Source organism: Paenibacillus sp. 453mf, assembly GCF_900116105.1.
GTDB lineage: Bacteria > Bacillota > Bacilli > Paenibacillales > Paenibacillaceae > Paenibacillus > Paenibacillus provencensis.
Genome location: NZ_FPAC01000002.1, coordinates 257,682 through 279,896 on the forward strand (window position 1 = coordinate 257,682; position 22,215 = coordinate 279,896).

Below are 22,215 nucleotides of genomic sequence, written 5' to 3' on the forward strand. Positions count from 1 at the left end.
ATATAAGTTTAAGTCAAAATTATTCCCAGAACTTAAGGCCAGATCTCCAAGATGGAGGTTATACGATAGGGAGTAGTATTGCAAGATTGATTCTTCCTGATGACAGATGGTCATTGGAGATGTTTCATACTTACTTTAATGTTTCATTAATGCTTACTTTTATTCTTATAATTTTTATTGTAGTTTGTTTGCTAGTTGAAAGAAAAATTAGACAATAAATAATGAAGAAGAATACGTCTTTATGACGTATTCAGGCTGTCGAGAAAGTCTCGGCAGCCATTTTTATTTCTCTATAGTTCAACACGACACCGCGTTAATATTGTATAATATAGGTAACTAATAAGATCGGAAGGTGTTACCTATGCTGCGTTCAAATCGAGAAAAACAACAAGCTTACGAATTTGTGTCTATCGAAGAATTGGTGCCTCAAGATCACTTGCTTCGCAAAATAGATAAATATATTGATTTTTCCTTTATTGATGCGAAAGTTCGTCCTTTGTACTGCGAAAATAATGGCCGTCCGGCCATTGATCCGGTAGTTCTTTTTAAGATGACTTTTCTCGGATATTTTTATGGCATTCGTTCCGAACGCCAATTGGAACGCGAAATCCAAACCAATCTGGCTTATCGCTGGTTCCTGGGTGTAGGCTTAACCAATAAAGTCCCTGACCACTCCACGATTAGCTGGAACCGTCGTACTCGGTTTAAAAACACAAACATTTTCCAAAAAATTTTTGATGAGATTGTCCTTCAAGCCATTCAGCACCGAATGGTTGGAGGTCGCGTTCTTGTAACGGATTCCACTCACGTAAAGGCAAATGCCAACAAGCACCAATTCACAAAGGAACAGGTGCTGCAAAATACTCGAGAATATATGGAGGATCTCAATACCGCGGTAGAAGCAGATCGTAAAGCCCATGGAAAAAAGTACTGAAACCAAGAGAGGACGTGGTAGAAGAAAAAGAAATTAAAGTGAGCAAAACAGACCCAGACAGTGGCTACATGATGATTAATCCTGACTAAAATGGATATAACGAAACAAGGCGCAATGTTTATTGGAGCCGGTATTCTGCAAGGCATTATGCTAACGTTAATAGGAACAATCCCTTTAATATGGTTAGTAGTTAGCGCTGCATTTATTTTCGGAATATGTACAACCGCAATAAACGTCCCTGAAATAGTAATTATACAGACAACGGTACCAGAACATCAGCAAGCACAAATTTATGCAGTAATCATGACAATAAGTGTTGGATTTTTGCCTATAGGTTATTTGTTAGCAGGCTTGTTTGCTGATATTTTTGGTAATTCTATTATTATCGCATTGGGGGGAGTAATAATTATACTATCTGGAATAATGGTTAGATTATTTACTCCACTAGCTTCTATGAAAATCAACAGAAAATAAGTGGGGATAACTTAAAAAGTGTTGTATTGGTTGGTTATCAAATGAATATGAGAGATGGCATAATAACAATTACATCCATCCTGGAAACAACGAATGACGCTCAAGCTTGAGCATCATTCGTTGTTTTCAGTGTATTAATGGCGGCTATGGATACAAGGCACATCTGGGAGGAATAGGAGCCGCTCCGAGTTACTGAATTTTTAAAATCGGTTTAAGAACTTCGCCAGATTTTGAAGCGGCAAATGCTTCATTAATTTGATTAAAATCATAGAATTTAACTAATTTGTCGAAAGGAAATAATCCTTTTTTGTAGTATTCGATAAGTTGTGGGATAAAGATTTGAGGGACTGAATCTCCTTCTATTACACCTATCATCGTTTTACCTTCAGCCATTAGATCATTATGAATATCAATATTCATTTCAGGTGTAACACCTACAATTGCTACAATACCCAGTGAACGTAATGCTTTCAAAGATTGACGGATTACAGGCGGAACACCTGTTGTATCAACAGCATATTCTGTTCCTCCTTTTGTTATCTCTTTAATTTCTTTTACTATATCAACTTTTTTACCATTCAATAAATGAGTTGCACCGAGTTCTTTTGCCAGTTCAAGTCGATTATCGTACACATCTACAGCTATTATGTTTTTACATCCAGCAATTTTTGCGGCCATGATAGCACTTAATCCGACTGCGCCAGCGCCATAAATTGCAATAGACGCGCCAAATTTAGGTTGAAGTTTGTTTAGGACTGTACCAGCACCAGTTTGGATACCGCAGCCTAATGGACCTAATAAGACTAAATCAACATCCTCATCCACTTTTACTACATTTCGTTCGTGCGAGACGGCAAATGTTCCGAATGATGATTGACCAAAGAATGTTGATAATTCAGTACCATCTTTAGATAAGCGATGAGTATAGTCATCGTTAACGCCACCAAAATTAAGTTCATTAAATGTTTCACAAACTGACGGATGTCCGGTTAAACAGTTTTGACAATGACCACAGTGCGCGAATGATAATACTACATGATCACCGGGCTTGACATTTTTAACGTTATCTCCAATTTTTTCAACAATACCAGCTCCTTCATGACCTAAAACAGCTGGAAGCGGCGCGATTGCAGCATCACGAGCAACGGCGTCTGTATGACAAACACCGGTTGCAATGATTTTCACTAATACTTCATTAGACTTTGGTTCAGCAAGATCTATATCTTCTATAACAAACTCTTGACCTTGACCTTGTGTAACTGCAGCTCTTATCTTCATGAAGATACCTCCTTCAAATATTTATTTTTATCCAATTTAGTATCTTCAACCCTAATTCATTTATTCAAGCAACTCATTTGTGTGTTATTCATACTTTAAACTGTCTATAAATGAGGTTACTCTTTTTACCACCAACAGCTGTTTCTATTGTCTGTGCTTTCCTGTTACGCTGTCAGAAGGGACGATATTCCGGGAGATTGTGCTGCAAGCGTGCAGTGAGATCGGGTTTACTCCCCATATTGCCTTCGAAGGGAATGATATTGACGCCTTAAAAGGATTGGTGTCCGCAGGACTTGGTGTTGCGCTAATGCCCGAGGTCACCTTGGTTGACAATATCCAGCATTCCACGGTAAAAATTCCTCTCGTCGATCCTGAGGTGACTCGGACTGTAGGTGTTATCATTCCAACACAGCGCAAGTTGCTGCCAACGGAGCAGTTGTTCTATCGTTTTCTTTCGGAATTTTTCGCATCAGCCGACCAATCGGGACACGATGATTGTTGAATGAACTAAGCAGGATTACCCGTCAAGTTCCCGTTTTTGTTCGTTCTTCTACACGTGTTATATTTAGAAGAAGATAAAGTGAAGGGGGGAATCACATGAAGAACACCATTGCAGATATTGCCAAAATTGTTGGAGTGGCTAAAAGCACGGTGTCCCGGTATCTAAACGGAGGGTCAGTCAGTGATGTGACCCGCCGAAAAATAGAGCAGGTCATCAAGGACACCGGCTATATTCCAAACTCTTTTGCCCAAAGCCTGAAAGCGAAGAAGACAAGCATGATTGGTGCCATTGTGCCGCGCCTCGACTCCTTTTCGGCTTCGCAAACCGTGACCGGCATGGATGAAGAGCTGAGACAGAACGGGTACCAGCTCCTGATTGTTAACACCAACCAGAATCTCTCCCGGGAAATCGAAGCATTATATGATCTGGCACGACAAAAAATATCCGGCATTATTCTATTTGCAACCGAAATTACGCAAGCCCATTTGACGGCGGTTGAAGAAATCGGAATTCCAGTTATATTTCTTGGACAGCAGCACCAGAAGGTATACAGCATTATATACAACGATTTCGCCGCAGGCTATGACATCGGACAGTATATTTTAACCAAGGGCCATCGTAAGATAGCGTACTTAGGTGTAACTGAAAAGGACGAAGCTGTAGGGCTTCAGCGGAAGCTCGGTTTCCAAAAAGCAGTGAAGGAACAGGAGAAGGCCGAGGTCGATTTTTTCGAGAGTGGATTCAGGATGTCGGCAGCTGTGGAGGCCGCTTCTGGCATATTGGATGGCTTGGACCGCCCGTCAGCAATCGTGTGTGCAACGGACAATATTGCACTAGGCGTTATGAAGGCAGCCCATATGAGAGGGATTCAAATCCCCAAAGACCTTTCTGTAACAGGCTTTGGCGGCTATGAAGTAACTGAGATGATTCATCCCGGCCTTACGACCGTAAAATATGGGTATTGGGATGGAGGATGCTTGGCAGCGCGCCAAATTATAAGGCTTGTTCATGAGGAATCAGTCGACAGCCTCACCGTCCTGCATTATGAATTTATGGAGCGTGAAAGCGTTGACAACGTAGAGTAGCATCCCTTATACTGAAGATATAGGAACCGGTTCCAAAGAAAGTTTGACATGACTTTGGGACTGAGTTCATTATTTTCACTCTCAATTGGAACCGGTTCCAACATTTTTTAGCTGCAGCACAGATCTTCAGGTTGACAGGAAACAGATAGATTGAAAGGAAGGAGAGAGATATGGACAGAGAGCTGAAATACCGCCGTCTGGAACAGGCCCCCCCAGAAGAAATAGCAGAATTGCGAAAACGGGTTAAGGAGAGCGACTGGAGGCAGACATATCATATACAGCCCCTGACCGGACTATTAAACGATCCCAACGGATTTACCTATTATGCAGGGGAATATCACCTCTTTTATCAGTGGTTTCCGCTGGGAACCTATCATGGTCTCAAATATTGGTACCACACAGCCTCAAAGGATTTGGCATATTGGCGCAACGCTGGAATTGCTATTGAGCCAAATGAACCCTATGATTCGCTGGGAGCCTACTCGGGGAGCGGAATAGTGAAGGACGGAAAGCTTCATTTGATGTATACGGGAAACACCCGGGATGAGGACTGGAACAGACGTCCTTATCAGTGTATGGCTGTCATGGACGCAGACGGATATATTACAAAGCTCGATAAGCCCCTGATCGACCATGTGCCCGAAGGATACACAGAGCATTTTCGGGATCCGAAGGTGTGGAAAGTCGAGGATGGCTATCGATGCATTATTGGTGCCCAGAGGAAGGATCTCGCGGGAACTGCTGTTTTATATAAATCTACGGATCTAATAAATTGGCTGTTTGCAGGAGAGCTGAAGACAGAACTGAAGGATTTTGGTTACATGTGGGAATGCCCCGATTATTTTGAGCTGAATGGTCAGGGAGTCTTCATCTTTTGCCCGCAGGGACTGGAGGCAGAGGGAGACCATTTTCGAAACATTTACCAGTCCGGTTATATTTCAGGCATGCCCCTGAACTGGGAGACCCTTGAGTTTGAGCATGGCGTCTTTCAGGAGCTGGACCGAGGGTTTGATTATTATGCTCCCCAGACGATGGAAGATGAGCAGGGACGTCGAATTCTGGTTGCCTGGATGGGGCAGCCGGAAATCGGATATCCCACCGATACGCATGGATGGGCGCACTGCCTGACTTTGCCAAGAACACTAGAGCTTCGAAACGGCAAGCTCATTCAGAAGCCTGTAGAAGAGTTGAGGAAACTTCGGGGGGAACAAGCCGGAGTACAGGACACTTTAATCAGTGAGACCAAATCCTACAACGGGATAGAAGGAACTGCTTACGAAATGATATGTGAGTTTGAAGCTATTGATGCTGAAGCGGTCGGTTTAGAAATCCGCGCAGGTCACACTGAGCGCACTGTGATCAGATATGATGCGGCGCTTGGCAAGATAACGATGGATCGCTCAGCATCTGGTGAAAGGATTGACAGCGATTATGGAACCGTGCGTTCCTGCAGATTAGATGGAGAGAACGTCAAATTTCATCTGTTCGTAGACACCTCCTCAGTCGAGCTGTTTATAAATGATGGTGAAGAAGTGTTTACAAGCCGTATTTTTCCTCAGTCTGGCAGCAGAGGAATTTATTTTTTTGCAAATAATGGTAGTTCCGGCTTGAAGGTCGCTAAATGGGATTTGGCCCATGCCGTAAACGATAGAGAAGGGAAGGATTGAGTATGGCAGCAGATAACCGCGAAATCGCTAAGCAGGTAGTAGAAGCCATCGGTGGCAGGGAGAACATTGCTTCCTTTGCTCACTGTGCGACACGGCTTCGCATTATGGTTCATGACCAACAGAAGATCGACCAGAACAAAGTAGAGAACATTAACAAGGTTAAAGGTGCGTTCTTCAATTCCGGTCAGTATCAGATCATTTTCGGCACGGGCACCGTAAATCAGATTTTTGAAGCAGTGGAAAGTCTGGGACTGGAGAGCACAAGCAAGGAAGAGCTGAAATCAGAATCGAAAAAATCCGGAAATATGTTTCAGCGGGCCATCCGCACCTTTGGAGATGTATTCGTTCCGATTATTCCAGTATTGGTCGCAACCGGTCTGTTCATGGGTCTTCGCGGTCTGCTGACACAAGAGACAATCCTCGCCTGGTTCGGCATGACCCCGGATGATATCTCGGCAAATTTCCTCATGCTCACACAGGTGCTGACCGATACGGCCTTTGCGTTCTTGCCTGCACTTGTGGCCTGGTCCTCGTTCAAAGTGTTTGGTGGAAGTCCGGTGCTGGGTATCGTTCTCGGTCTGATGCTCGTCAACCCGGCGCTGCCGAATGCGTACAGCGTAGCGAACGGCTCAGCGGAGGCATTAGAAATATTCGGATTTATTCCGGTGGTGGGATACCAGGGCTCCGTTCTGCCAGCCTTCTTCATCGGCCTTCTCGGGGCAAAGTTTGAGCGATATTTAAGAAAGAGGATTCCAGAAGCGATAGACTTGATTGTTACCCCATTCTTAACGCTGCTAGTCATGATTATTCTCGGCCTGTTTGCAATTGGACCGATCTTCCATTCACTTGAAGAGGTCGTTCTTAATGCTACCACATTCTTGCTCGGCCTTCCGTTAGGCATTGCCGGCCTAATGATCGGTTTCTTCAACCAGATTATTGTGGTAACAGGTGTACATCATATCTTTAACTTTCTTGAGATTCAGCTGCTGGAGCAGACGGGAAGCAACCCGTTCAACGCCATTGTGACAAGCGCTATGGCCGCTCAAGGCGCGGCTTGTCTGGCCGTTGGTCTGAAGACCAAGAACAACAAGCTGAAGGCTTTGTCTTTGCCTTCCTCCTTTTCCGCCTTTCTCGGCATATCGGAGCCAGCTATTTTTGGAGTAAACCTGCGTTATGTGAAGCCCTTCATCATGGGTCTCATCGGAGGGGGAATCGGCGGCTTCATGGCATCCCTTTTCCAGCTGGAGGCAACGGGCATGGCCATCACTGTTATTCCAGGCACACTCCTGTATTTGAACAGCCAGCTTCCATGGTACATTGTGTGTAATCTAACAGCAATGGCGATTACCTTTTTGTTGACCTGGATGTTCGGATTTAACGACAAAATGCTGGATCAATTGAAGTCACAAGCCCAATAAAACGAGGCGCCTATTACGGGGAATCCCGTGAGAGGCGCCTTTTTAAGCTGCTGCGAAATATCTTGGTTGGAGATCCTCGTTGTATTGCTTATCGGGACTAAGGAGAAGGGCAGGTGGTGTGTTACGGCTCGTGGACAGGCTGTAACGTTTCTGCTGATTCTCTCTCATTGGCTTTCACAATGGATAGACTGCCGTTTGGTTCCAGAACAACAACAGCAACGGAGTCCATGCTGTCTAGTCCTTCGCTTCTCGCAGCCTGATATATATCATCTTTCTGGATACGGGTCTTCTTCAAGGCTTTACTCAAAAATTGCCCGTGGTAGAACAATAAATGAGGCTCCGACTTGATGAGTTTGTTCACGGAGGGAAATTTCATAGACAGCCAGCTCACGACAAACTGTAGTCCAAGAAGGAGAAGGAAAGCGGCTAATCCTTCTGCCAAAGAGATGTTCGCATCCAAAATTACAGTAGCAAGAACTGAACCAACGGCAACCGATACAGTGAAATCGAAAGCATTCATCTGGGAAAGTGTTCGGTTGCTGGATGTGCGGAGCATCAGAATGAGCGCGAAATAGCTGAGCATGCCGACGATGAAGATACGGAATAGGGAATACCAGTTGTCAAAAAGCATAGCGGCCTCCTTTAGGAATCTAATATTCCTTACCCGTATTTTGCCCGTATCCAGCATCAACAGGAATATCTTCAATTCCAATGCGTTTTAGGAATACACTATAATAATGCCGAAAGCAATCCTCCTGCAGGGATTGCTTCCCTTTCTATGCACAGTTCACACAATGATTTTGATCACGATCATCAATCAACTCTCTGCATCCAGCTTCACCGCATGCTTGGAATACCAGTCATTGGCTTCCAGAATCACCGCTGTTCCGCCGGCTGCCATAAATTCTTTAACGAAGTCGTCAAAGTAATGGAGTGGCTTCTCTCCCGTAATAATTGAAATATAGGCCTTGTTTTTTAATTGAATCAGATCGGGTCCTTTAGCAGTCAGAGAAGGTGTTGCAACTTCCAATGCATTGTATATGCCATCCTGATCCAAGCCCAGCGTAGAGGCCCATTGCTCTCTTCGTGCTGAAGGCATGAGGGGCACGGTCATTCCGATGTTAGCGCCGATACTATTTTGATAGCTGAACATCTTGTCATAAGGAGGAAGCACAATGACATCCTCCTGTGTGGTTCCCGCCCAATTCCAATGCTTCCCCTGAACACCATGGATCATGGAAGTGTACTCATCCACATCAGGATTTGCGCTGACGTAGTCCAGAATCTTCAAAATCTCCTCCATTTTGCCGGGCTCTTTTGCAGCATCTGCACCAATAGCTGTGAAGCTCATCAGCATATCGTAGGCCTGGGAGCCACGCTTCCCATCCGGTCCGCTGAAGGGACGGCCGAAGACAATTCGAGCCTGCGGATTTTTGACGATTAATTCCTTCGCGTTAAATGCGGCCCCTACAGGCGTCTCCTCACCATACGCATTCAGTGTCATATAATCGCCGTCTTGAATCCAGTGATAATAATTGCCCATGGAGGTCATGCCGATTCTCCCATCAATAAAGGCATGAGAGAGATGCTTATAGCCCCCTTTATTCTCACCTGTAATAAACTCAGGATCAATGACACCGTCCTGGTACCATTTGCGAAGATACTGCAACGCTTCTTTCATCTCCGGCTCCAGTGCACCGACGACGAGCTGTCCATCCTTCTTGCCGAAGTAGAGTTGATCCGCGAAGACGATCTGACCGAAGGCACCGAAGACCACATTCATTCCTTGTCTGGACAAGCCGTAGGTATCCTTCAGGCCATTGCCATCCGGATCTCCGTTCGTAAACGCGTAGATGACCTGTTCGAATTCTTCCAGCGTATCCGGTACCGACAGCCCAAGCTTGTCAAGCCAGTCCTGACGGTAGACGACAGGCATGCGATAAATATTGGTGGGATTGATACCGGGAATACCGTAATATTTGCCATCAATCATACCATCATCCTGATAGTCCGGGGCATAGTCTTCGAGAGCCTTCATAATGTTTGGTGCATATTCATTCAGCATCTCCTCGGGAATTTCCGCGAGCAGTCCTTGCTGTTGATACCTTAGCAGGTCCTGCGGCTGTCTAACCCTGAACAGATCCGGAATTTCGTCTTCCGCTATCCTTTTATCGAGCAGTGCTTCATAGCGGTTGTTCTCTATATTCCAGATGTTCAAATCCACGTTGAACCGATCCTCCACCTGCTGAACCATCTCGGCATCCTCCGGCACCGGCAGATTCAGATGCATGGTCCATGAAATCTGGTAACGCGGTGTACTTGTGGAGGTGGAGGCTTGCTGATCTGCTGGGCCGGACCCTGCATCCGGCTTGATGTCACAGCCGCTGATTATGCTAAGCAGGGCAATAAGGAGGGCAAGAGACGGAATTGTCTTCATCATCATGTGAAAAACCTACCTTAAGCGAAGTTTGATCCTGAACTGGCTGCGTAGAGCATTATGCCTGCTCCGCCATGCTGCGCATGTAATTGCGCGGCGTACAGCCGTAAGTTTCCTTGAATTTCTTGATAAAATAGGCGGAGGTTCCATAGCCGACCGTACTTGCAACCTGCTCGATCGTCATATGGCTGCTTTCAATCAGCGCTTTCGCCTTTTCGAGACGCTGGGTGGTGACATATTCGGTATATGTGACCCCGAGCTCCTCTTTAAAGAGCCTGCTCAAATACTTAGGACTGATAAACACTTTCGCCGCCACGGCATCAAGGGACAGATCCTCCGATAGATGAAGGTCGATATACTGCCTGGCCAGCTCAATGCTGGATACGGCTCTTTCGCTGCTTCTTTTTTCCATCTGGGCAGTAAATGTGGCAATAGACTCGGTGAGCCATGCTCGAAACTTATGAATATCGCTTAGCTGAAGGTACTGCTGATATAGATCCACTTGCTCATCGACAGGAGGCTTATAGCGGATGCTCTTCAGATAATCAGAGTACATAAATACGATATTTGCCAGAATGAAATGGCAATAGTGAGCAGGATATGTTCCTTCCTGCAAAGTTCTGATCAATGTATCCACGGCGCCGATCATTTCTTCAGACTGCCGGGTCTGCAGCTTATCTCTAAACCTGCTCAGCATGGACTGTGGAATCTCTTCAAGACTATGCTCACGTGTGAGAATAAGACGGTCCTTCAGAATCGTCCGCTCCGGCAGGAAATATCCATATTTCATCAGCGTCACTGCCTCGCTATAGCTAAGGTGAATATCCTTCATCTCCTGCACCCAGCAGCCCCAGGATAATTGAATACTCGAATGGAACAGACTTCTGCCCGAAGACAGCAGCAGAGCTGAGATTTCCTCCAGCAAGGAATCAGCCGCTTGATTAGCGCACACGATTACCGCCATTTTATTGTCCGGGAGCTCCTCGGCAATAACATAATGCTCATGCAAGGAGCCGGCGTTCAACTCGTTCATTATATGACGGGCAAACGATTCCTTGGCCTGATCAGACTCAGTGTCAGCTTCCCCTAGACTCAGGAGCAGGCAGCAGTAATACGTATATGGCCGTGGAATGCCGAGGAAGGACAGTTCTTCTGTCAATTCATCAGGGGTGTATGCGTTACGAAGCATGTTCAGCACCACATTATGCTTGATGACGGAGCTGTTTGCCATTAGCGTCTCTTCCAAGCTGCTTACCTTGTTGCTCAGCTTACTAAAAGCCGTATCAATAAGCCCGTATTCATTCTGAACCTGATCAGGTGCATGATCTGTAGAATCCTTGATCTTGTTCACGATGCGTTTGATCGGGTTGTAGCTGGCCATTGCCAATATGCCGGATAAAATGGTGCCGAGCAGAATGGCAAACAGGCAGATGCCGACAATCAGCTTCTGAATAAAGTCTGACTGCTCATAAAAGGTGCTGGCAGGCACTGCGCTGTAGATCTTCCAGCCGGTTGTCTCAAGCGTATGATAAGAAACGACATAGTCGGTATGATGGATTGTCTCCATAAACCTTCCCGATGAGGCGTCGGACATGAGCGCCCTGCGTACGCCGGAATCATAATCCCGGTAGACACCGATGCTTCCCTTGCTTGTATCACTTACCGTAATTCCGGACGAATCCAGAGTGTAGGTGTCCTTGTACTGAGACGGCATCATGCTCTGAATGATAGAGCTGACGGCGCTCTCCTTGACGTCGATAGCAATCAGTAGATCGCTCGCTTGTCCAGAGGACTGAACGGGATAGCTGTGTACATATGTAAATAGGGCATTAGCATTGCTATCCGGCAGACTGGAGTAGATATCCTGTGGGACCAGCCGGGTCGTAGTCCATAGGCTGCTGTCCTTGCTCACTCGCATGGCGTTGATCCAGTCTGCAAAATAGACAGAGCCGCTTCCCTGATCGGCGTTATAATTCAGCCCGTGGTTTGAAGATAGCATGATCCGTTCTTCTGGATAGTAGAGATGAACCGCATGCACAAGATCCGAATTATTCGTTACTTTGGACTTGATCAGCTCCTGCAGGTCTATGACCTTGCTGAGCTGGCCGGTGTAGGAAGGATCGGCAAATAAACGAAGATCTGCGCTCTTATCCAGAGAGATGTCGAGATAGATCTGTTCCACTCTCTTAAGCACGGTAGATTCAATCGTTTGGGCTGTGTTTTCCATCATAATCCTGTTCTTGTTATGAAGCTGCTCCTTGTAATTGTTCGTGAAAAATACATAGAAGGCAGAGCACAGCAACAGAACGATGACGAGAACGATGGATATATGAGAAATGGCCAGGTTAGCTAATACAGAATTCCACTTTTTCAACATCGACTCTCCTCCCACTCTTGAGCATAACCTATGCAATGGACAGGCTTCGACCTAATCATTCACGATTTTTATTAACACAATGTAAAATTACAGCTTCAAAAACACAAAAGTATCCAATTCCGCTTGGAAATATCCCATTTTTATAGAAGGTGGTAATTGTCATATTGCTGCGTGTTAGATCCCGATGCTAGATTTAGATCGATTCATATACGAACAGGAGAAGGAGGGATGAGGAAAAGTGACTTCAGGACACTGCTGATTCTGCCATTAAAGAAAGGATCGGCCCAAACGAATGTTGAAACAAACGCTGCGCTTTTCGGATTTTGTTTAGCCCATCAGCTTGTGGAAGGTTGAATCCCCAATTCAAAAAGGTATCTATTAGGAGGGTAAATAATGAATTCTAAATGGCTGCGCAGCCTGCTGCCGGCACTTGTATTGTTCACTTCGATTCCATTGGCTTCACAGCCCGCTGCTGCGGCGGAGGCTCAGATCAAGACAGGCTCCTTCGATGTGCTCAGCTATAACGTAGGCGGCCTGCCCGATATCTTCTCAAGCTCCAATCCAGAGGAATATACGGTGCAGATCTCACCGAAACTGAATGCATATGACATCATCAACGTTCAGGAGGATTTCAACTATCACGCAGAGCTGATCTCGGAGGTTACGCATCCGTACCTTACACCAAGCAGCGGGGTTGCGGGCTTTGGAAGTGGGCTTAACAGCCTGTCGAGATATCCCTATCGGGATCTGCAGCGCATCACTTGGAATGATCGGTATGGACTGTTTGACAGTGGAAGTGACGAGCTGACGCCAAAAGGATTTACGTTCATGACTTATGAGATTGAGCCTGGCGTCAAGGTTGACGTGTATAATCTGCACGCCGATGCTGGCTCGGACGAACAGTCTCTTGCTGCACGGCGCAGTAATATAGAGCAGCTGTCGAGTTACATAGAGCAGCACTCGGAAGGCAATGCCGTCATCGTCTTCGGTGATACCAATACGCGGTACACCCGTGCTGATGATAATATCGAAATGCTGATGACGCGTAACGGGTTGAACGATCCGTGGGTAGATCTTGTACGGGGAGGTCAGATTCCGGCAGACGGAGAAGCATTGATGGATGAGTCTGATGTGAACGGACCTAATTTCGAGATCGTGGACAAAATATTGTACCGTGGAAGCAGCGCGCTTCAATTAAATGCAGAGTCCTTCCGGATCGAGGACAGTTACTTCCTGACGAATACGGGAGAGCAGCTGTCTGACCACTATCCGATTACTGCTGAATTCGCCTATTCCACTTTTCCAGATGTGCAGATCAGCTCAAGCATTGGAGGACCGGGAGGAAGTGGATTTAATGACCTGGATCAGATCCCGGATTCCCGAATGAGCGCTGTTACGATCGACAGCGGCAGCAGAGTGGATGGACTATCTACCGTGTACGAGGATGGGACCGTGCTTGCTCATGGCGGAACTGCAACGCAGAATACACTCCAACTGGCGGAGAACGAATATTTGACCCAGGCTGTCATTGGTCAAGGCACGTATAATGATGGAAAGCGAATTTTTAATGTGCAGCTTACAACGAATCTTGGGAATACAGTATCTGGTGGGCAGGCGACCTCAGAACAGATGGTGCTAAATGCTCCAGAAGGATGGTACATTGCCGGATTCTATGGCAGAGCAGGGGATGAGCTGGATCAGCTTGGGGTTATTTATAAACCTTTGTCCTCAAGATAAAGGCAAGGCTAGTAATCTGCTGAGCATATAAATATATAAGCAGCAGCAAGGCCCCTCGTCATTCAAGGCGAGGGGTATTATTATTTGAGCTTTTTTTGCCGAAATATTACTTAGAGATTGCAACTTAATTCACGATAGAAGCGTTGATCATATTGAATTTAAATCTTGAAAATAGTAGCTGTCATCGGTATCTGATGAAAGTCATTCACGCCAAAAGGTTTCTTGCCATCCAGAACGGTAAAAAGACGATCAATTTAAGGGACCAGCAATTTCTCAAAGAAGCCGAGAAGCTGCTCTATGTTGAAATTGCCGTAGTCATGGTTTCTACCAAGGATGCAGTAAAGTATAAAATAGACAGCAGACTGGAGAAGGAATTCTCCGCTTATCTTGATGAGCATGAATTGGGAAGCTAGTCACGAGCTACAATTTATAAAAAAATATTGTTAGCAGCCTGGAGGGTCAGCAATGAATCTTTCAGGCTTTTTTTGAGCAATATAAAAGGGCAGCAGGAATGTTTCCTAACATCGACTACATACAATGGATAGAATGGTCAGATCCAAAATGCTTAATGAAACTGCTCATTAACAATGTGTGAGAACACATCCTTTTTATCTTATTTATTTTCTTACTTGACAATACATAATATAATTAATACAATAACTTACATAAAGTAACCTAGTGTTACTTAGTACAGCAGAACAAACGAAACAACTACAGAATAGATCATAGCAAGCGAAGGGTGGTGTGGGAGATGGGATTTTGGGATAAGTTCATTAACAAAAAAATGGAAGAAACCAAGGAGGAAGAGACAATGACAAAATTGAACATCGGAATTATTTTGGGAAGTACACGTGAAGGCCGCGTAAGTCCACAGGTTGGAGAATGGGTGAAAGGCATTGCAGAGAAACGCGGTGACGCGAACTATGAGATCGTCGATATTGCAGATTATAACCTGCCGTTCATAGGTACAACAGATGGCTCTGAGCCGGGTATTGCAGCATGGAACGATAAGCTGAACAGTCTGGACGGGTTTGTGTTCATCGTGCAGGAGTACAATCACGGCCTTTCTGGAGCGCTGAAGAACGCCATTGATTCCGCGCGTGAAGCGTGGAATAACAAGGCTGCTGGTATTGTAAGTTATGGTTCAACTGGCGGAGCGCGTGCAGCAGAGCATCTGCGCGGCATCTGTGGTGAACTATTGATTGCAGACGTCCGCATACACCCAACATTGTCCCTGTTCACTGATTTCGAGAACGGATCGGTGTTCAAGCCGCAAGAGCTGCATTTGGCGAACGTGAATGCCATGCTGGACCAAACGGTGGCTTGGAGCGGAGCACTAAAAACTCTGAGATAAGCAGCTACAATCGTTCTGCCCTACGACGGGGCGAGCTTCTCTAGGAAACAATTAATTGAAGAAGACGATCATACGGCATCACAATAACGCAGATATTTTCTATGTGCAACCTCCCTAAGGGATTGCATCAGAAGATATCTGCGTTTTTTTAATTGCTCCTTCATAGAGGGGAGGGGAAAACATTATTCTCGAACCTGTACTGCTCGATCTTATGAAGAACTTGCAATGGTCGCAGCTCCCCGCAGGCTTGTGTTGAACTACGTTCTGTTCAGGGGCGTGTTCGGTATCGTCGCATCACTGGGACCTAGGCAATTCTTATATATGTCAAAGAGCCATGAGGTGAGGCTCTCCTGAATCCGCTGATCCATAGGTATGGCCTCCTTATTCTCCACATTTCAAGTTCGCTACATTAATCTCATTCCATTATATAAGGATTATTTTTTCTCAAGGAAAGATATCGGTTACTTACGTGATGAAACGTTAAGCAAGTTAAATGTTAATTTGCTAAGCCAAGCAGTAATGCTATGAGAGATGCACATAAAATGTGGTGGATTCCCCTACGGTGCTCTTGGCATAAATCTTGCCTTTATGCTGCTCCACAATCGACTTGGCAATAGAAAGTCCTAGTCCGTACCCGCCCTGCTTGCGGGCTCTCCCGGAATCCGTCCGGTAGAAACGGTCGAATATTCGCGACAAATGCTCTGGAGCAATACCTTCACCGGTATTTGTGACGGACAAAATGACCTCATGCTGTTGTTTTTTCAGAGAGAGAGTAACCGAACCACCTTCATTCGTGTATTTTATGGCATTATCGAGCAGAATCATGACCACTTGCTTGATCTGTTCACTCGCGCCGGTCACCTGGAGACCGGGTTCTATCTCATAGATGAGATGAACCTGCTTCTCGAACATGACCGCTTCCATCGTTAATAGTATATTTTCGACCGCCTCGCTCATATCAAATCTCGCATACAGGATGTTCGCACGGGAATCATCCATTTCAGTCAGGTACAGGAGATCATTGGTCAGTCTTGTCATCCGCTCGGTTTCGGACTTGATGTAATACAGCCACTTCTCCTGATTGCGAATCTGATCCTCACTGTTGGCCAGAAGTACATCCGTATTCGTATTGATAATGGTCAGAGGTGTCTTTAATTCATGAGAGGCATCGGCGATGAACTGCTTCTGCTTGTCAAAGGCTTCCTGAATCGGTGTAATGGACCGGTTGGCAAAGAAACGGCTCGTAAAAAAGATCACGATCAGCATCACGAGCGCAACAATCGCGAAGGTATAGATCAAATTCGTCAGGATGACCTGCTGTGAGCTGATGTCAAGAAATACGAGCATGTAGCCCGAGCTTGTCTGAAGGATCTCATAAGTCCAGTGACTCCCGTCCAGTGTAAATTGTCCAGTCGCGCTGTTCTCAGCAACCGCTGCCTCCAGTGCAAGCGGATAGAACTCCTCCTCCAGTTCAAGCGTGGTCTCACGACCTGTAAGCGTAAGGTTACTATCTGTCTCCAGCATGAAGGAGATCGAACGTTTGGGCGGTGCTCCTTCGAATCCTAACCCATCATCGTCCGGTCCTCCCAAATTCAGATCTGCACCCGGACGATCTCCGTGCGGCAGATTGAAGTCCCGGGTATAGGATTCCGTTACTTTATTCAGCTCCATATGAATATTCCGCTGTACATCCCGATAAGTAATCGTATATATGGTGGTGAAGGCAACCAGCATAATGATCGAAATGATGACAAGGTTTAAGATCAGGAACCGGTTTCTAAGCTTCTTAAACATCAAGTATTCACCTCTAGCACATACCCAACGCCTCGAACGGTGCTGATGCGGACGGCAGAATTCAGGAAGTTCAGCTTCTTACGCAAAAAAGAGATATAAACCTCCACATTGTTGTGCTCGACATCAGAGTCAAAGCCCCAAAGCTTCTCAATAATCTGCTCCTTGGAGGTAATCGACTGCTTCCTCACCATCAGCAGCTCGAGGAGCTCATTCTCCTTTAAATTCAGCTTCATTTCCTTCCCGTTAACGGAAAGCTTCAGAGTCGAAGTGTTGAGCTCCATGTCCCCGAATTTAAGACCCTCCTCTGGCATGACCTCGCTTTTTCGCCGCAGCACGGCTCTGATTCGGGCCATCAGTTCTCCGGAGGAAAAGGGCTTGGCAACGTAGTCGTCGGCACCATAATCGAGCCCGGTAATCTTGTCGTCGATTTCGCCTTTGGCCGTCAGCAGGATGACGGGGGTGGAAAGTCCTTCTCTGCGGATTTCTTTCAGGACGCTTATCCCGTCCATTTCCGGCATCATAATATCGAGCAGCAACAGATCATAAATCCCGCTGAGTGCATAATCAAGTCCGTTTCTGCCGTCATGGACCATATCTACGGAATAGTTCTGTTTTTTTAAGATTTGGGAGAGGGCCTCCGCGAGATGAAGCTCATCCTCCACAATTAATATTCTCATCGCTGTTCATCCTCTGTTTGGATTATCTGTTGGTTTGCAGATTCTAATAGGCCTAGTATAGCAGGATTACCTTTAATCAACCTTAAGCTGTTTACTCTACCATCATACGAATGGATAACTTTCAGATCAATAATTAATGCCTATTAATAGGAAGCTTCTTAATTAAAGATCAGAATTGTAAACGCAATGTAAATAATATTCTCGAAATGTAAAAAGCATTTAAGATTCATTAAAGGTTTGGAGCTTACGATACATACATCACCACATGAGACCTACCAAACAGAAAGGATCTGAAGCACATGGCTATAGAGGTATTCAACCGCTATGAGAGCAAATATTTGCTCGACAGCAATTCGTACCGGAGGCTGTATCTCGATCTCATGGAATATATGGAACCCGATGAATATAACAAGCAGCATGAATTTTATTCCATAAGCAATCTGTATTTCGACACAGCGCATGATTCATTGATCAGAGCGAGCCTGGCGAAGCCCAAGTATAAGGAAAAGCTGAGGCTCCGAGCCTACGGCGTCCCGAACAAGGATGCGAAGGTATATCTCGAGATCAAGAAGAAGGTGTTCGGCCTGGTCAACAAGCGGAGAACAGCGCTGAAGCTGGACGAGGCTTATGAATTTGTCCGTACAGGACAGGCGCCGGAGCTGAAGGATTACATGAATGCTCAGGTTGTTAACGAAATCAGCTATTTCCTGCGGATGTACGATCTGGCACCCAAGCTGTATTTGTCGTATGACAGAAAAGCACTCTTTTGCAAAGACAGCCGGGATCTCCGAATTACGTTTGATACCAACATTCGCACAAGACGTTATGACTTGAAATTGGAAAAGGGAGATTACGGCGAGCAGCTGCTGGACGAAGGGCAGTGGCTTATGGAAGTGAAGGCCGAAAAAACTGTGCCCATGTGGCTGTCGGTCCTGCTCTCAGAGCATCAGCTGTATCGGACGAGTTTCTCCAAATACGGCAATGAATACAAAAAAATGATAAAAAACGAAAAACAGAAACAGGAGAGTATGCTTTATGCTTGATTCCCTATTAAATGCAGCCACAGACACAACTACAGAACTTACATTCATGAGCACAGTGCTCAGTATTCTCATCGCCATTCTGTTAGGCGGTATGATCAGTCTTACCTATATGAAGACAAACACAAACGGGTATACCCAGAGCTTTTCCTTGACCATGGTCATCTTGCCGGCCATTGTAGCCATTATTATTCTGCTGATTGGCAGCAACATTGCACGAGCGTTTAGCTTGGCAGGAGCTTTTTCCATCATCCGGTTTCGAAGTGCGCCTGGTGACCCGAAGGATATTGCATTTGTCCTGTTTACGATGGCAGCAGGTCTCGCCTGTGGCGTGGGCGCATTCGGATATGCGGTTTTGTTCACCCTGATACTATGTATCCTGATGTTTGTCTTGAGTAAGTTCAACTTCGGTGCGAGAAAAACATTGCAAAGAACACTGAAGATCACCATTCCTGAGAATTTGAGCTACGATGATGCCTTCGACGAGGTGTTCAAGAAATATAACGTACAATATGAGCTGAAAAAAATCAGAACAACCGAGCTGGGCAGCTTGTATGAACTCGTGTACGGCGTGACGATGAACCAGCTTACCAATCAAAAAGAATTCCTGGACGAAATCCGTTGCCGTAATGGCAACCTGGACCTGTCGCTTACGATGACCCCGAGCGTGGCAGAGTACTAATTCGTAATTGTATGAGCTTGATTATATGACTTAATTGTATGAACTTCATCGTTTGAACTATGGTTTTCGAACCGCAGTTTAAGAGCTTATTCACTCAATTTTGAAGGATCTTATGTACTCAGCGAAAATTTTAAACGAAGAAAAATTTGAGCCAAACATACTTAGCGAGGAATTTGGACGACGAACGACTTTTGGCGGAGCCAACCGGAGAGAGACAGGCAAATTGCGAGCGCCTTGAAAGGAATGATAAAAAATGAAAAAGACAAGCATAGCGAACAGACTTAGCGTCGTATTCTTATGTGCAGCGCTGATGACGGCATGCAGCGATACATCTGCCGTAGACGATACAGGAACAGCCGAAGCTGGCACGGCGAATGAGGCCACAGCCGAGCTGGCGAGCTTAAAAGTGGAGGATATGATTACATTCGACGAGGAGGACCGCAACACCGAATGGAGCGCGGAGAGCGCAGTTACGATTGAGCTGGATGGAGCAAACGCTCAGATTAACGGAACGGGTGCAGAAGCTGCCGACGGATCCGTGATCATTACGAGCCCAGGTACCTATGTCCTCAGCGGAACGCTCAGCGATGGACAAATCCTCGTGGATACCGCAGAAGAGGAGCTGGTGCATCTGGTTCTGAACGGTGTCGATATTACAGACAGCGACAGTGCGGCTATTTATAGCAAAGGTGCGGGGAAGACCGTCATTACACTGGCAGATGGTACCCAAAATAAAGTGACCGACGGCAAAACATACGTATATGAGGACGAAGCAAGTGATGAGCCAAGTGCAGCCGTATTTGCCAAAAATGATCTGAGCATTAACGGTACAGGCAGCTTATCCATCACAGCAAATTATAAAGATGGGATCACGAGTAAGGACGACTTGAAAATAGTAGGAGGCACCATCAATATCGATGCAGAAGATGACGGTATCGTAGGTCGTGACCGGCTGGCTGCTGAGAACGGTACCGTTACAATCAAGGCCGGTGGAGACGGCATGAAATCGACCAATGATGAAGATGAGGATAAAGGGATCATCGCGATTACTGGCGGTACATTTGACATCGAAGCCGAGAATGATGGGATTCAATCGGAGAAATCGCTGCTGATTGATGGAGGTACGTATAACCTTGTAACCGGCGGAGGCAGCGCGAACGCTGAGGTGAAGACCGAGAACAATCCGATGGGACAGGGAAGAATGAATGGTAACGGCGGCATGATGCGAGGGGAGTGGAACGGAGAGTCTGCACCTACAGCGCCTTCGGGTACAGCTAATCCATCAGATGAAGCGAGCAACGATGAGGCAGCAGGCACAGCGAATACAACAAGTGCGAATATGACCAGTACTGTTGTCACAGCAGCAGTAACCAGCACGTCGGCAAGTACAACAACAGATACAGCCGCTTCCACTTCAGATGCTGACAATGCAGAGGACACAGCAGCTGATGAGGATGAATCAACGAGTGCAAAAGGGATTAAAGCAGGCGGAGATATGGTCATTACTGGCGGTACGTTTACGATCGACTCAGCCGATGATGCGGTTCACAGCAACCAAAATATTTCGATTACAGGTGGAGAGATCGGCATTGCCTCTGGTGATGATGCGGTTCATGCCGATCTCCTGCTATCCATCTCTGGCGGAACAATGGACATTACCGCAAGCTATGAAGGACTCGAAGGAGCCGATATTACGATCTCCGGCGGTAAGACGCATGTCATCTCATCCGATGACGGTGTGAATGCATCGGGTACGGATACGACGAGCGGGACAACAGACACAGCTGCGGAAACAACAGAAACACCAGAAGCGACAGGAACAACAGCAAGGGAAGCGGGTGCTTCGGCATCAGGAACACCGGAAGCATCTTCTGCACAAGCTCCTGAAACGGGTGAAGCCCAAGGTACGGCAAGTGGAGAAGCGCCCGCAGCGGGCGAACGGCCGGCAGCTCCTGCCAATGGAGAAATGCCAAGCGGTACCCCTCCGCAAGGCGGCTTTGGCGGCGGCGGCTTCGGTGGAGGAATGGAAGGTAATCAGAATGCGAAGCTGACCATCTCTGGCGGACTTCTCACAGTCGATGCTGGTGGTGACGGTATTGACGCCAATGGCTCCATTACAATGACGGATGGCACGGTGATCGTTAATGGTCCAACGAATAGCGGAAATGGCACACTGGATTATGGCAGCACATTTGACATGAGCGGGGGTTATTTGATCGGAGCCGGCACATCAGGAATGGCACAAGCTTTATCCGATGATTCCAGCCAGCTCTCGATCGCGATGACCTACCCAGAGACACAGGCTGCAGGAACTTTGGTTCATCTGGAAGATAGTGAAGGCAACACGATCGTTACTTTTGAACCATCCAAGGATTATCAATTTGTTGTGATTAGCTCACCGGATCTGGCAAAAGGAAAATCCTACACGCTCTATTCCGGAGGCACCTCGAGTGAGGATGTATCCGGCGGATGGTATAAGACAGGCAATTACGAAGGCGGAACCGAGGTCGTATCGTTTGAGCTTGGCGAGACAGCCACAACATGGCTGAATGAATCAGGCGTAACCACCGGAAATACGAACGGCGGCTTTGGTGGCGGCAGAAGGTAGGACGATCTTTAAGTAGGGCGATAGCCAAAGGAATACGGCTAGTTTAAACAGCCCAGGCAACTCCTGACATAATGGAGATGCCTGGGCTTCTGCATGGAGAGCGAAAGAATTACTTATTAGATAAATTAAATTAGATATATTTAAGAAGACG

General features: G+C 46.2%; 17 protein-coding genes and 2 pseudogenes. 13 read left to right on the plus strand and 6 right to left on the minus strand.

Features of this window, described 5'->3' with window-relative positions; genetic code table 11:
- Positions 1 to 361 precede the first annotated feature (361 nt).
- Both BM415_RS15435 and BM415_RS15440 read left to right on the plus strand, forming a co-directional pair.
- A pseudogene (locus BM415_RS15435) lies at positions 362 to 1,008 on the plus strand (transposase); the annotation flags it as partial.
- A 16-nt stretch (positions 1,009 to 1,024) separates the two neighbouring features.
- Complete coding sequence (locus BM415_RS15440; protein ID WP_091159598.1) at positions 1,025 to 1,408, plus strand: MFS transporter; 384 nt, start codon at positions 1,025 to 1,027, stop codon at positions 1,406 to 1,408.
- Positions 1,409 to 1,597: 189 nt separating this feature from the next.
- On the opposite strand, the gene BM415_RS15445 is transcribed toward BM415_RS15440, so the two are convergent.
- Complete coding sequence (locus tag BM415_RS15445; protein WP_091159600.1) at positions 1,598 to 2,686, minus strand: NAD(P)-dependent alcohol dehydrogenase; 1,089 nt, start codon at positions 2,684 to 2,686, stop codon at positions 1,598 to 1,600.
- Positions 2,687 to 2,861: 175 nt separating this feature from the next.
- On the opposite strand from BM415_RS15445, the pseudogene BM415_RS15450 reads away from it, so the two are divergent.
- The 4 genes and pseudogenes from BM415_RS15450 to BM415_RS15465 all read left to right on the plus strand — a co-directional run.
- Positions 2,862 to 3,188 (plus strand): annotated as a pseudogene (locus BM415_RS15450) (LysR substrate-binding domain-containing protein); the annotation flags it as partial.
- A gap of 95 nt (positions 3,189 to 3,283) precedes the next feature.
- Positions 3,284 to 4,273: a LacI family DNA-binding transcriptional regulator gene (locus tag BM415_RS15455; protein ID WP_091159601.1), complete on the plus strand. Its 990-nt coding sequence runs from the start codon at positions 3,284 to 3,286 to the stop codon at positions 4,271 to 4,273.
- Between the two features lie 170 nt (positions 4,274 to 4,443).
- Entirely contained in the window at positions 4,444 to 5,940 is a 1,497-nt protein-coding gene (locus BM415_RS15460; RefSeq protein ID WP_091159603.1) for a sucrose-6-phosphate hydrolase, read from the plus strand.
- Positions 5,941 to 5,942: 2 nt separating this feature from the next.
- Complete coding sequence (locus BM415_RS15465; RefSeq protein WP_170862510.1) at positions 5,943 to 7,358, plus strand: sucrose-specific PTS transporter subunit IIBC; 1,416 nt, start codon at positions 5,943 to 5,945, stop codon at positions 7,356 to 7,358.
- A 121-nt stretch (positions 7,359 to 7,479) separates the two neighbouring features.
- Here the strand turns inward: BM415_RS15465 and BM415_RS15470 are convergent, their stop codons facing one another.
- The 3 genes from BM415_RS15470 to BM415_RS15480 form a co-directional block, all read right to left on the minus strand.
- Complete coding sequence (locus BM415_RS15470; protein WP_091159606.1) at positions 7,480 to 7,989, minus strand: DUF421 domain-containing protein; 510 nt, start codon at positions 7,987 to 7,989, stop codon at positions 7,480 to 7,482.
- A gap of 186 nt (positions 7,990 to 8,175) precedes the next feature.
- Positions 8,176 to 9,801, minus strand: coding sequence for an extracellular solute-binding protein (locus BM415_RS15475; RefSeq protein WP_091159607.1), 1,626 nt, complete (start codon positions 9,799 to 9,801; stop codon positions 8,176 to 8,178).
- A 52-nt stretch (positions 9,802 to 9,853) separates the two neighbouring features.
- On the minus strand, positions 9,854 to 12,172 hold the full coding sequence (locus BM415_RS15480) for an AraC family transcriptional regulator (protein ID WP_244533424.1): 2,319 nt from the start codon (positions 12,170 to 12,172) through the stop codon (positions 9,854 to 9,856).
- A gap of 228 nt (positions 12,173 to 12,400) precedes the next feature.
- Here BM415_RS15480 and BM415_RS25815 point away from each other — a divergent pair, with 228 nt between their 5' ends.
- The 4 genes from BM415_RS25815 (at position 12,401) to BM415_RS15495 (ending at position 15,263) form a co-directional block, all read left to right on the plus strand.
- Entirely contained in the window at positions 12,401 to 12,526 is a 126-nt protein-coding gene (locus BM415_RS25815) for a hypothetical protein (protein WP_280142871.1), read from the plus strand.
- Positions 12,527 to 12,565: 39 nt separating this feature from the next.
- Positions 12,566 to 13,909 (plus strand): jacalin-like lectin, encoded by a 1,344-nt coding sequence (locus tag BM415_RS15485; RefSeq protein WP_091159609.1) that lies wholly within the window; start codon positions 12,566 to 12,568, stop codon positions 13,907 to 13,909.
- Between the two features lie 152 nt (positions 13,910 to 14,061).
- On the plus strand, positions 14,062 to 14,322 hold the full coding sequence (locus tag BM415_RS15490) for a hypothetical protein (protein ID WP_091159610.1): 261 nt from the start codon (positions 14,062 to 14,064) through the stop codon (positions 14,320 to 14,322).
- Between the two features lie 398 nt (positions 14,323 to 14,720).
- Positions 14,721 to 15,263 (plus strand): NADPH-dependent FMN reductase, encoded by a 543-nt coding sequence (locus tag BM415_RS15495; RefSeq protein ID WP_244533425.1) that lies wholly within the window; start codon positions 14,721 to 14,723, stop codon positions 15,261 to 15,263.
- Positions 15,264 to 15,785: 522 nt separating this feature from the next.
- Here BM415_RS15495 and BM415_RS15500 read toward each other — a convergent pair.
- Complete coding sequence (locus tag BM415_RS15500; protein ID WP_091159613.1) at positions 15,786 to 17,057, minus strand: sensor histidine kinase; 1,272 nt, start codon at positions 17,055 to 17,057, stop codon at positions 15,786 to 15,788.
- Positions 17,057 to 17,734, minus strand: coding sequence for a response regulator transcription factor (locus tag BM415_RS15505; protein WP_091159615.1), 678 nt, complete (start codon positions 17,732 to 17,734; stop codon positions 17,057 to 17,059). Before BM415_RS15505 ends, BM415_RS15500 begins: the two co-directional genes overlap by 1 nt.
- A 299-nt stretch (positions 17,735 to 18,033) precedes the next feature.
- Here BM415_RS15505 and BM415_RS15510 point away from each other — a divergent pair, with 299 nt between their 5' ends.
- The 3 genes from BM415_RS15510 (at position 18,034) to BM415_RS15520 (ending at position 22,064) form a co-directional block, all read left to right on the plus strand.
- The gene (locus tag BM415_RS15510) at positions 18,034 to 18,777 is read left to right on the plus strand and encodes a polyphosphate polymerase domain-containing protein (RefSeq protein ID WP_091159616.1); all 744 of its coding nucleotides are present in this window, start codon (positions 18,034 to 18,036) and stop codon (positions 18,775 to 18,777) included.
- The gene (locus BM415_RS15515) at positions 18,770 to 19,456 is read left to right on the plus strand and encodes a DUF4956 domain-containing protein (protein WP_091159618.1); all 687 of its coding nucleotides are present in this window, start codon (positions 18,770 to 18,772) and stop codon (positions 19,454 to 19,456) included. The genes BM415_RS15510 and BM415_RS15515 overlap by 8 nt, the downstream gene beginning before the upstream one ends.
- A gap of 253 nt (positions 19,457 to 19,709) precedes the next feature.
- Positions 19,710 to 22,064 carry a carbohydrate-binding domain-containing protein gene (locus tag BM415_RS15520; protein WP_091159620.1) on the plus strand — a complete coding sequence of 785 codons (2,355 nt, stop codon included), beginning with the start codon at positions 19,710 to 19,712 and terminating at the stop codon, positions 22,062 to 22,064.
- Positions 22,065 to 22,215 lie beyond the last annotated feature (151 nt).